This is a genomic window from Clostridium sp. AF02-29 (assembly GCF_934835585.1).
GTDB lineage: Bacteria > Bacillota > Clostridia > Lachnospirales > Lachnospiraceae > Otoolea > Otoolea fessa.
In genome coordinates this window covers 44,308-55,895 of record NZ_CAKVZK010000016.1, presented here as the reverse complement: position 1 = coordinate 55,895, position 11,588 = coordinate 44,308, and the positions used below count along the sequence as shown (strand labels likewise).

The window sequence follows — 11,588 nt, the reverse complement described above, 5'->3', positions numbered from 1 at the left end:
TTATACTATGAAATCCTTGAGAATAGGCTGTCAACTTTATTTATACACCATCATTTCAATTATGCGGATACTGCGCTTCATAGGGATGATTGGTGTGAAAAACTCAATGAGATATTCAAGCAATATAATTTGGGGGATGGAATCTACCATAAAAATTGCGAAGAGATTTTCGATTTAGTAAATCAATATGACGGCGTCAATACAGCGATCAAAAATGCTAAGAGACGTATGGATGGATTTCGTGAGGGGAAAGATGTGCCATCAGAGTATGATCCAGGGACGACGGTGTATAAGGTGGTTGAGGAGTTGATGGGGTATTTGGAGGAGTGAGGGACAAGCTGTGTGCCGACTGTGTAATATCAACTGCATTGTGTTGTATGGCGAAATAAACACGATATGAGGGTGATTTCCTTGTGTTTTCTGTATGGAAATGTTACAATCAAATTGGAGAGCATTTCATTTTACAGTTACAAGGGGGAGTTATTATGAAACGTTTTAAAAAGTTTGGAACTGCGCTTTTATCCTGCATGATGCTGACGGCATCGTTCGCGACTGTCTCAAACATGACGATGATTACAGCTGAGGCGCATCCGGGACGGACGGATGCACAGGGCGGACATCATGACTACAAGAATAAGAGAGGTCTGGGAAGTTATCATTATCATTGTGGCGACCATGAGGCACATCTTCATCCAAATGGAGTCTGCCCGTATAAGAATGGGGCGGTTTCGAATGAAAATACGTCCGGTCAGACACAGACGCAGACTCAGACACAGTCCGCAGGTAATCAGAATCAGGTAACGGAACAGATGAACACGTATCAGCCGGTGTTTGATGCAAATTATTATTATATGAATAATCCAGATTTGCAGTCGGTCGTTGGCTCTGATTCGCAGAAGTTATTTGAGCATTTCTATACATGTGGTATGGCAGAAGGACGTAGGGCATCGGAGAACTTCGATGTTAGTGTGTATAAGGCAAATAACCCGGATCTGGTGGCAGTGTTTGGAGATGATTTGAAGGCTTATTATACACATTATGTGCAGAGTGGGCAGTTGGAGAATCGGGTTTGTAAATAAAAATAGGTGATGGAAGAGAAAACCATGTATTAGTCTCACAAAGACAATTGCATGGTTTTTCTCGCCTCATCCTTCTAAATCAACTCCCGCAAGAAAAAAGCAATCTGCGATCCCCGATTTACCATATACTCCAGCACCGTCTGAGTCTTCATAGCCAGTTCCACATTGTTCCTGAAATCTATGCGATGGCGTGATACAAAAAGACCGACGTACTCTTCCATATAATACAAGGTTTGCTGATAAAGCGGTAACTGGCAGTCAGGATCACGCGTGACCAATTTATACATCCAATCAATTCCGTTCTCAATATAAGGTTCCCGCCCAACGGTATAGAGCAGCCGGGAAATCGCGTAGAACAAGGCTTTGGGACTTCCCGATTTGTCGATAAAATCGTCAAAGAAAGCCGCTTTTTCTTCTGGAAGGAAGGCGCATCGGTGAACGCCGGATCTCCAGGGAGAATTGCCAAATAAATAGCTGATAATCACTTTATCCAGTCCATAAGGATGGCGGTCATCAAAAGAACCCTGTGGTTTGCTGCTTAATGCAAGAAGGTAAGGTTTCAGTAATTCCCATACATTCCAGAAAGTATCTGTTTTCCCGTTGATATCCTGTATCCGGATGAGCTCGGTGAGCAGATATCCTGAGTTATCATTTCGAGTCAAATCTGCATATTGGAAAAATGCATCGATCAGACCTGCTTGTTCTGCCTGTTCACAATGAAGCAGAACATCTGCCAGCCAGGAAACATAGTTTATTGTATATCCAGAAAGTTCCCTGCGTTCGGCGCGTAAATCCCTGTTATCTGTAAAAACAAGTTCCATGACAAGAGCTTTCGTTGCGTCCGCGAATTTAAATGCCTCTGTTGCTTGGGGAGAGACCAAGGAAAGAAGCGTGAAAATCGTCATATTCTGGAGCTTGGAAAAATCAAGGTCGGTTATATCAACTGAGTCTTTCGTGAGCGCACGGGCAATTACACCCTCATTCTGTTTGAAAAAGTCATCGCTGGAAAAAGACTCATTTTTCAAAAGCGCGTCTTCATATGAATCGGCGAGGAGTGAAAACAGATATAGGAAACGCCACGCAGCATTCTGGCTGTGCGCCCAGATGGTTGACGCGATTCCGTTCGCGATACGGCTGTTGTAACTCCAGTCATTCAGTGCCAGTTTAAGAAGCAGGTACAGAGGATTTCCGTCATTTGCAGCTTTTATATTATCTTCATTGCTTAAAAGAACCAGTCCAACGGCAACCGCATCGATCCCATTGCCAGCCTGAACAATTTCAAAGTGAGAAGCGTGTGCAAATAAATCGCCAATAGAGAAAATGATACTTTCGCATAATGTCTGATCTTCATGTGACAATGTTTCCTTAAAATCCCGAAGTAAAACAGCACTGGTGTAAGATGCGATCGCGGTAAAGCGGTGCACGATCACAGATATATCGTCGGAAGGGAGTTCCTCATTGGCAACTTCGGTGTCCATATACGCCCAGATTTCGTTCAGCTCCGAGCAAATGGTGCGGACATTCTCATACTTTTTATATTCCCGGAATTTAACATCATGATGGAATTTATAATCACTCCATAACTGTAAATCCATATATTTCACATGAGGTTCATAGGCGGCAGCGCTCTTCTGGCTTAATGCTTTCATGTCTTCTGTAAAATCAGGGAGAACCGTACAGAGTGTCTGCCCGTGCTCATTTTCCTGAACATCAACAATTTCCTGATAACGCCGTAAATCCATCCGGTAATAGGCAAATTTGTCATTGGATGACCAGGTATCGATATCGGCAGCCGCTCGGTCAATCGCCTGATACAGCGTTTGATTCCGCAAGTCGAAGGCTTCTTTTGATAGACCGCTGGCGTTGGTTTGATACGATAAAATAACCTCTTCCAGCCGCTTTTTTCTGAAGGAAAGGCGGTTACTCTCCAGCCGTTCTTTTTCAAGAAGATCTTTTCCGGACAACAAAAAGGAAGCTGAGGATTCGGCAGTAAAGCGGTACGAATCCAGATGAAACAGCTCTTTTGTGCGCAGAAGATCGCAGACAATCTCGAATAGTTTATCTGGATAAGCTTCCGCGGCGCTGACGATCACGGAAGTTAACATAACATTGCGGGACTTTTGCAGGATATAGCGGCAATAATTAACAACAATATGAGTTTCTGAATGCTCGATAACCATAAGAAGCCATTTTTCAAACCCCATCAAGAGACTAATCAGAAGATTTGGACCAACCGAAGTTCCGCGGTACATTTTCCAGAGTCGGTCAGATGCAATTTGTTCTACAGGTATATCGTTTACATAAATAGTAATGTTTGTACATTCCCCATAATCCTCATTTAAAGATGAATGTGCGTAGGAATTACCAGCTTGATTGCAAAAATCAATTAACCAATCAGTTACAAGATTTTGTTCGGCTTGCAGCAATGGGATAATTGGTGTTGCATAAGCGCTTGCGGTTTGATACCAAAAGTCCAGATGAGGATTTAAACCGAAATCTTCTTCAACATCCGGATGGGCGTAATGGGTACGAAGAGTCATATTGGAGCGAACCCATAATTTTGCCATCAGATGAAGCGTGATTTCAGGCATTGCAGCTGGAACCATTCCATAATGATAAATATCCGATACAGCACATTTTGCCAGGTCCGTATACATACGGGGAAGAGGAGGATGATTTTCATCGCCTTTTTTTTCATCTATTACCATTTGAAAAAGGGATTTTAAGGGTTCCTGAATCATCCATGCAGAATTTACCAATACATCCTGCAGCTTTTCTGCCTGCCCTTTTTCAAAGGTATACCGCAGATCCTTGTCATTGGCTATTTTTTGAAACAAAAATACTCCGATTTCTCCCGCCATGCGGGTATTTTCTGATTTGGCATGAGCGAGGTGTTTGGTCCAGGAATCCAGTACCTCAATGATGGTGGAAATCAGACGTTCATCCCAGAGAATTGTCTCTTTCTGCTCTAACAAAAAAGCAAACAAAGCCTGCCAGGCATAGCCGGACGGCTTGGAAAGGCGAAACGGAATCAGATTTCCAGTACTCCAGTATTGTTCCCAGTCCTTTGCGGCGCGGCAGCAGGTGTTGATTAAAATGGCAAGTTTTCGTAACAGCTCATAGTTGTTTGCAGCCATCTTTTGTGTCAGCTTTTGATAAACTTCTTTTAAAGATTCCGTGCTGATAACCGTTAAGAGAATCTCATCTTTCCATATCCGCTCTACCTGTTCGCAGTCGAGAAGGTGGAAAATAAGCTCCTGATGGGTTGGAACAGCGGCAAAATCAGCCAGCCATCCGCGAAATAGCTTTCGGATGCGGAGAGAAGGGTGGAAATCGGCAAAAAACTGCTCATTCAGGGTATCATGCCGGTAGCGTTCAGTAAAAATATGACCGACAACCAACTCTTCAAATACATCATGGCTGTGCAAATATCTTCTGGCATCGTCGCTCTGGAACAGCACACCACTTTTCTCCAGCTCAGAAAGTGCCTCGGAATCATCCTCTGCGAGAATCTCATAATAATAAATCTCATTTTGAAGCATTTTCGTGGTCAAAGAAATAAGAGCCGTTTCCCTTCTGGTTGGCAGATTGTCCTTCCGCTTCCGGTTGTTACGGATGATATCATTCCAGATCTTTTCCTCGAATGCCTCACGGTTCAAAGAACGCATCGATTCATCTTCGAGGTTTCCCAGAGCCAGATATAAGCCCAGATAGAAAGGCGCACAGAGCAGATCCAGCAGCCGCTTGTCCTGTGGCAGCTGAAAACCATAGGTATGGGATAAAGTGGACAGTTTATCAGAGTCAACCGGTTCGACATGATAGGTCTGAACCTTGCTACCGTGTAATAGGGAGTTTTGAAAAGGATCCCGGTACGCAGTTCGGAGTGTCAGAATGATTTTCCATCCAGCCGCCATAAAGCGGTTCAGGATATCCTCAAACGTTTCCTGATATTCACAAATAAAAAACTTTTCGGCTGCATCGATATAGAGCACACGTGTGTCAGCCATTTTGTATACATCGATCACTTCATCCAAATTTAATTCGCCATAACGCGTCAAAAAATTTAGAATATCATTCACATCCAGATCGGTGCTTTTAAAGGCAAGGAACGCGTAGTCACCTGTAAGTTCATTTGTAAGCTGTTTTACCAGAGCCGATTTTCCGGAACCGGCAGCTCCGTCAATGAGCAAAACGGATATATCTGAATTTAGAAACGCTCTAAGGTTCAGCTGTGTATGTTCCAGCGTAATATCGTTTCCTTTATATCTTATACTGGTGTGAATATGATCAAATATTTCTCGTTTATGTTTTTCAAGATTTTCACAGCAGGTCTGTACGGCAGAGTCTACCTGAAAAAACACATTGCGGCAAATGGTAAGCTGCTTATCCTGCATCAGCTGCGCTTCCAGGTTGCTGGGAACCCGCCAGACAAGCTCAATGCCAAGCTCTTCAGCGACTGCTTCCACTTTTTTCTGATAGGAGGGCATGATATCGTCCTTTTTAGAACGGGGAGAAAACTCACGGCTGATATAAAAATAAAGTGTTGTAATACCCGGATATCTCTGTGCAGCTCCCTTGACAGCATCGATCAGCTCCTGTTCCTTGGAAGACATGGTAACACTGTCCGCATAGTATTTCGACTGGAAACCAATATAGCGATCGCCCACATGAATGGGATTTGTCTCAATATGGGGCTGGTTGAAATAGCGGAAAATACCGTAGGGATGCTGGAACTCATGGCAGAAGAGGTAGTAGGTGAGGGATTCGAAGGCGTGTTGGGGATTGGTGGAGTATTTGTAGTTAAATGCGGTCCAGTTGACGGATGTTTGTGGGATCATGGGTGAGAGCCTCCTTTGGGTAATGTGATAAGAGTATTGTAGCATAGGGGGGAGGGAAAGGGGAATGGGAAAAGCGGAGATTTGATGGAGTTATTGAAGGAATCAATGATTATGTGGATTTTCAAACAAGTAATATTGCGGATGTAGAAAAAGAATTTCATTGTGCAGTTGACGATTACCTTATATTTTGTAGTGAAGTTGGAAAGGAACCTGAAAAGGAATATAAAGGCACTTTTAATGTCAGGATTAAGCCAGAATTACATAAAAAACTGGCTTTTAAAGCGTTAGAAGATGGCGATTCTTTAAATAAAGCGGTAGAAAACGCAATTGCTGTTTATTTATCGGATGGCAGAGCAAATGATATAAATAAAGATATAAAAGAATTTGTGAAAATGCGATAAAAGAAAGCAATATTAATAATGCACAAAAATACCCAAACAAGATTATAGACTTTAAAAATTCTACTAGCATAAAGAAGGGATAGAAATGACAATGTTTAATGAATACTTTACTGGAAATTGTTCTATTTCGCTAGAAAATGTTAAGTATGAAAAGATAAATGAATTTGGGGGGAAATCAAATATATAATCGAATAGTAATCTCTTGCAAATAAAAAGAAGTTTATGTGTTAAAAAGGAGTATTGTAATGGCGGCTAATAAGAAAAATAATATTAATGTTGATAGACCAATAATTCAATCAAGTGGATACAATGGAAGTGAGCCTGTTCGTATTTGTCCGAATTGTAATAAGCCAAAACCAATCAGCGAATTTGGTTTCCGTAAAATGGGAAATGGTCAAATTAGAAACCAGTCCTGGTGCAAAGACTGTAGATAAAGCGGGATGAAAACTCCGCTTTTATCTTATTAAATTAATTTAAGAATTTCCTAAACATTCCTTCCCACAAACTTCTATTGAATCCCCCCACAAACCGTAGTATAATAAACTAGACTTCGCATAGGCACAAATCCTCTAAAATCAGGGCGTGCCGGATGCGGACGCATGAAAGCGCGTTAAGAGGCGCAGAATAAGAATCAAAAGCACGTGGAGTAAGCTGCCTGTGATCAATGTCATGGTCAGATGAAAGATGGAACATAGGATGGATCGAGATCGTATCCGGGCAGCCAGAAGGCGGCTCCGGGATGGCGAAGCATACCCATTGTGCACCTGAAAGCAGAGAAAATGCAAAGGAGAGTGCGATATGTGGTATGTGATCCAGACACAGACAGGCAGGGAACAGGAACTGACAGAAAGCATCGAACGCGTTTTGAAAGGAAATGGGTACCGCGCCTGTTTTGTGATCGAGCAGGAATGCGTCTGGCGCAATGCCGGGGAACTTTTGGAATACCAGAAACCGCTCTTTCCATCCTATGTCATCGCGGACACCGACACGCCGGAGGAATTCTTTCTGGTGTTAAAGCGGGTCCCGAAGCTTTCCAAACTCCTGCGGACGGACTGTGAATTCTGGTCGATTCGGGAAGAAGAGAAGAAACTGCTCTGCCAGATGATGGAGTTGGATGAATGTCTTGTCCGCCGCTCCTTTGTCACCCTCGACGAAGACGGCAACATCCTAACTGCCCAGGGACCATTATCCTTCTTTCTGGAAAAGATTGTACGCAAGCGCATCCGCAAGCGGATCGTGACGGTGGAGGTCGAGCTTCTGGGAGAAAAGCGCAGGATAGAACTGGGGATCCGTCTGCCGGAAGATAAGTAAAAGAAAGGAACCAAAACACAAAAGCATGAATCAATTTGAGCAATACAAGCGCCTGATCAAGCTGGGATTTGCCCTGATATTGGTTGCGCTTCTGACAGGACTCTATGGTGTCATCTGGATCAATTGGTACAACAAGATTATCTGGGCGCCGTTCTTCCGCAGGGGTAACTGGATGATGATATTCATCTATGGACTCCTGCTTATTTTCTTTATGCAGCTGTACGGCGGATTTAAGATAGCGCTCCTGAAACGGGGCAATCTGATCTACTCGCAGATACTGGCGGTGGTAGTCACCAATATCATTACGTATTTCCAGATCAGCGTGCAGGATAAGAAATTCACGGCACCGGCGCCACTGGTGGTCAATCTGATAGGGGCGGTTGTCATCATCCTCGCGTGGACGATGACATTTCTCTGGCTGTACCGGGGCATGTTCCCGCCGAGAGAGCTGCTGCTGATCTCCGGCGATCACTCGGATTATCATTTGATTGAAAAAATGAATGCGCGGGAAGATAAATACATAATCAGCCAGATTGTCAGCTACCACGAAGGACCGGAACGCATCAAAGCGGAGATCGCCAAATACGACAGTGTGATTGTCGGAGATATACCGGCGCATGAGCGAAACTATATCATCAAATATTGTTTCGGCCAGAATATCCGGACATACAGCGTCCCGAAAATATCGGACATTCTGCTTCGCAGCTCGGTGGAACTGAATCTGTTTGATTCGCCGCTACTTCTGTCGCGGAATAATCAGGGACTGCAGATAGAGCAGGAAATTATGAAACGGATCATCGACATCGTCGGATCACTCATCGGAATCGTTATCACGATTCCGATTTTTTTGATTGTAGGAATCTGTATTAAGATGACCGATGGCGGTCCGGTGATTTACCAGCAGACGCGCCTTACAAAAAACGGAAAGAAATTCCAGATATATAAATTTCGTACCATGGTGCAGAACGCGGAAGCAGATGGAAAGGCACGGCTGGCAAGCGAGGGAGATCCGAGAATCCTGCCGATTGGCCGGATACTGCGGGCAACCCGCCTGGATGAGCTGCCGCAGATCTACAATATCTTAAAAGGCGATATGTCCATCGTAGGTCCGCGCCCGGAACGCCCGGAGCTGGCGGCCGAATTGGAAAAAGAGATACCGGAATTTTCATTCCGCCTGCAGGTCAAAGCCGGTCTGACCGGCTACGCGCAGGTGTATGGAAAATATAACACAACCCCTTATGACAAGCTGAAACTGGACTTGACATATATACGCAACTATTCAGTGCTGGAAGATCTGAAGCTGATTATCATGACGCCGAAGATTATGCTGATGAAGGAAAGTACGGAAGGGGTTAAGGAAGAAACTCATTAAGAAGGAAATAAACAGGAAACCAGATATGGAAAAAAAACCAGATATACGTATATTTATTGCCTGCCATAAGCCGACCTATGTGCCGGAAAATTCATTGTTCTATCCGGTTCAGGTCGGAGCAGCTCTGACGAATAAACGGTTTGAGCATATGGCATATCGTGACAATGAGGGAGAACATATATCCGAAAAAAATCCGGATTACTGTGAATTGACGGCACAGTATTGGGCTTGGAAAAATATAGACTGTGATTATTATGGATTCTTTCATTACCGCCGCTATCTGACGTTTCACAGGGTATGTCCGGTGACGGAGAGTGGAAAAATCCTTGGAAAACGCCAGCATCCGTATATAGAGCTGGATTCCGTCTGGGACGATTTGACACCATATTGGATGGAAGCCGAGTGGATGGCGCAGCAGATCATGAAATACGATCTTCTGACCGTTTACCGAGAGCGGATCAATACGACGGTATACCGCCAGTACTGCCAGTATCATGAAGCAGAAGAACTGAATCATATGCTGGAGATTGTAAACCGGGTTTACCCGGAATATACAGATTCGGCAAAGGCATATATGAGTTCCAAAGATATTTATTATATGAATATGTATATCATGAAAAAAGAGCTGTTCCATACCTATATGGAATGGCTTTTTACACTTTTAGATACATTCGAGCAGGAGAGAAAAGAGATAAACAAACCGCAGGAACCAAGGCTGTATGGCTATCTTGCGGAGCGGTTGTTTGGTATCTTTTACTTTTACCAGAGGAAGAAAGGCATACAATGTGCCGAGCTTCCTTATCTTAAATTCTATCATACTGAACCGGGAAAGGAGGAAGAAGTATCGAATATACGGGAGTTTCGTTTAAAACCGACCAACTTAAAAATTAAAATAGATATGCGTAAGTTAAACCGTCTGTTTCCGGCAGGAAGTTTCTGGCGGGTATTGCTGCGCGGCTTTTTTTTGAAATAAAAGCAAAATCGAAGAAAGAGGAAAAGATATGAATTTGTTTTTAAAACGACTGGGCGGATTTTATAAGTACCGTTTCCTGATGCAGCAGCTTGTAACAAAAGATATTAAGCTGAAATACCGGAGAAGTTTTCTGGGATACCTGTGGAGTATCCTGAATCCTCTGATGGTTATGGTTATCATGGTGATCGTATTTTCCAATATGTTCCGGTCTGATATTGTCAATTTTCCGGTATACCTGATTATCGGACAGACGCTTTATAACTTTATGAGTGAATCAACCACACAGGCGATCTTCTCCATTATCGGAAATGCGTCATTGCTGAAAAAAACCTATGTGCCGAAATATGTATTTACCGTATCTAAAATTACAAGTTCCTTTGTAAATATGGTATTTGCACTGGGGGCGCTAGTGATCGTATTTGTAGTATGCCGGGTCGTTCCGAATGTTTTTTATCTATTTATTCCGGTAATTCTTCTGCAGGAATATCTGTTCTGCCTGGGACTGGGAATGCTCTTGGCGCAGGGGTGTGTATTCTTCCGCGATATACAGCATATTTATAACGCAGTATTGACCGCATGGATGTATCTGACTCCATTATTTTATCCGATTACCCTGCTTCCGGAGGCGCTGCGGAAACTGGTTATGACGTTAAATCCGATGTATTTCTATATCACGCAGTTCCGTCAGATCGTGCTGGAATGCCGGATGCCGGATCCGTACCTGATTCTGGCTGGATTTGTGGCAGCCGGAGTGGCACTTCTGGTTGGAGTGTGGGCATTCTTAAAGACGCAGGATAAATTTATCTTATATATCTAGGAGGCAGAAATGGCATCGGACAAAGACACAATCATAAAAGTAACAAATGCGGCGGTCCGTTTCAATATGGCTTCCGAGCGCATTGATAATTTGAAAGAATATTTTGTAAAACTGATCAAACGCGAGCTGATGTTTCAGGAATTTATGGCTCTGAAAGATATCAATTTTGAGGTAAAACGCGGCGAGGCATGGGGGCTCATCGGAACGAATGGTTCCGGTAAATCGACACTTTTAAAGCTGATCTGCGGTATTCTGAAACCGTACCGCGGCACGGTAGAAGTGAGAGGAAGCATTGCACCGCTGATTGAGCTGGGTGCCGGATTCGACGGGGAACTGACGGCGACGGAAAACATTTATTTAAATGGCGCCGTTCTCGGTTACAGCAAGGAATTTATGGATGCGCATTATGATGAGATCGTCGAATTTGCAGAACTCAAAGATTTCATGAATATGCCGATCAAGAACTATTCATCCGGTATGGCGGCGAGACTGGGATTTGCGATCGCGACGATCGTGCAGCCGGAGATCCTGATCGTCGATGAGGTGTTGGCTGTCGGAGATGCGGCATTCCAGGAAAAATGCCAGGAGCGCATGCATCATATGCTGGAAAATGGAACGACACTTCTCTTTGTCTCCCATACGATGGCAACCGTGCGGCAGCTCTGCGATCATGCGATCTGGCTGAATAAAGGTGATGTGGTGATGCAGGGAGAAGCGGAAGGCGTGTGCAATGCCTACATGGAAAGTCTGAACCTGCCGGACAACGCTTAAAACAACGCAGACGATACAGAGGAAAG

The 11,588-nt window shown here is 43.8% G+C and carries 10 protein-coding genes; 9 read left to right on the top strand and 1 reads right to left on the bottom strand.

All coding sequences use genetic code 11. The features are described 5' to 3' along the window. Both PUQ60_RS05865 and PUQ60_RS05860 read left to right on the top strand, forming a co-directional pair. On the top strand, window positions 1–330 hold a 330-nt coding region (locus PUQ60_RS05865; protein WP_273379123.1), incomplete at its 5' end, for an RloB domain-containing protein. A gap of 155 nt (window positions 331–485) precedes the next feature. Then, entirely contained in the window at window positions 486–1,079 is a 594-nt protein-coding gene (locus PUQ60_RS05860) for a YHYH domain-containing protein (RefSeq protein ID WP_337955625.1), read from the top strand. Window positions 1,080–1,153: 74 nt separating this feature from the next. Here PUQ60_RS05860 and PUQ60_RS05855 read toward each other — a convergent pair whose 3' ends face one another. Then, window positions 1,154–5,917: a hypothetical protein gene (locus tag PUQ60_RS05855; protein ID WP_273379125.1), complete on the bottom strand. Its 4,764-nt coding sequence runs from the start codon at window positions 5,915–5,917 to the stop codon at window positions 1,154–1,156. A gap of 113 nt (window positions 5,918–6,030) precedes the next feature. On the opposite strand from PUQ60_RS05855, the gene PUQ60_RS05850 reads away from it, so the two are divergent. The 7 genes from PUQ60_RS05850 to PUQ60_RS05820 all read left to right on the top strand — a co-directional run bounded on the left by PUQ60_RS05850 (window position 6,031) and on the right by PUQ60_RS05820 (window position 11,562). Then, the gene (locus PUQ60_RS05850; protein ID WP_273379127.1) at window positions 6,031–6,318 is read left to right on the top strand and encodes a type II toxin-antitoxin system HicB family antitoxin; all 288 of its coding nucleotides are present in this window, start codon (window positions 6,031–6,033) and stop codon (window positions 6,316–6,318) included. 245 nt (window positions 6,319–6,563) lie between these two features. Beyond that, the gene (locus PUQ60_RS05845) at window positions 6,564–6,752 is read left to right on the top strand and encodes a hypothetical protein (RefSeq protein ID WP_117796560.1); all 189 of its coding nucleotides are present in this window, start codon (window positions 6,564–6,566) and stop codon (window positions 6,750–6,752) included. Window positions 6,753–7,116: 364 nt separating this feature from the next. Further along, a complete protein-coding gene (locus PUQ60_RS05840; protein WP_273379129.1) occupies window positions 7,117–7,629 on the top strand; it encodes a transcription termination/antitermination NusG family protein in 513 nt (170 codons plus the stop codon). A gap of 25 nt (window positions 7,630–7,654) precedes the next feature. Then, the gene (locus PUQ60_RS05835; RefSeq protein ID WP_273379131.1) at window positions 7,655–9,001 is read left to right on the top strand and encodes an exopolysaccharide biosynthesis polyprenyl glycosylphosphotransferase; all 1,347 of its coding nucleotides are present in this window, start codon (window positions 7,655–7,657) and stop codon (window positions 8,999–9,001) included. A 25-nt stretch (window positions 9,002–9,026) separates the two neighbouring features. After that, the gene (locus PUQ60_RS05830; RefSeq protein ID WP_273379133.1) at window positions 9,027–9,974 is read left to right on the top strand and encodes a DUF4422 domain-containing protein; all 948 of its coding nucleotides are present in this window, start codon (window positions 9,027–9,029) and stop codon (window positions 9,972–9,974) included. Window positions 9,975–10,002: 28 nt separating this feature from the next. Next, window positions 10,003–10,791, top strand: a complete 789-nt coding sequence (locus PUQ60_RS05825; protein ID WP_273379135.1) for an ABC transporter permease — start codon at window positions 10,003–10,005, stop codon at window positions 10,789–10,791. 9 nt (window positions 10,792–10,800) lie between these two features. Further along, on the top strand, window positions 10,801–11,562 hold the full coding sequence (locus PUQ60_RS05820) for an ABC transporter ATP-binding protein (RefSeq protein WP_273379137.1): 762 nt from the start codon (window positions 10,801–10,803) through the stop codon (window positions 11,560–11,562). Window positions 11,563–11,588 lie beyond the last annotated feature (26 nt).

Excerpts from the sequence above, each read along its gene's own strand:
- PUQ60_RS05830 (WP_273379133.1), top strand. The coding sequence starts at position 9,027 with ATGGAAAAAAAACCAGATATACGTATATTTATTGCCTGCCATAAGCCG.
- PUQ60_RS05860 (WP_337955625.1), top strand. The coding sequence starts at position 486 with ATGAAACGTTTTAAAAAGTTTGGAACTGCGCTTTTATCCTGCATGATG.
- PUQ60_RS05845 (WP_117796560.1), top strand. The coding sequence starts at position 6,564 with ATGGCGGCTAATAAGAAAAATAATATTAATGTTGATAGACCAATAATT.
- PUQ60_RS05840 (WP_273379129.1), top strand. The coding sequence starts at position 7,117 with ATGTGGTATGTGATCCAGACACAGACAGGCAGGGAACAGGAACTGACA.
- PUQ60_RS05825 (WP_273379135.1), top strand. The coding sequence starts at position 10,003 with ATGAATTTGTTTTTAAAACGACTGGGCGGATTTTATAAGTACCGTTTC.
- PUQ60_RS05820 (WP_273379137.1), top strand. The coding sequence starts at position 10,801 with ATGGCATCGGACAAAGACACAATCATAAAAGTAACAAATGCGGCGGTC.
- PUQ60_RS05835 (WP_273379131.1), top strand. The coding sequence starts at position 7,655 with ATGAATCAATTTGAGCAATACAAGCGCCTGATCAAGCTGGGATTTGCC.
- PUQ60_RS05855 (WP_273379125.1), bottom strand. The coding sequence starts at position 5,917 with ATGATCCCACAAACATCCGTCAACTGGACCGCATTTAACTACAAATAC.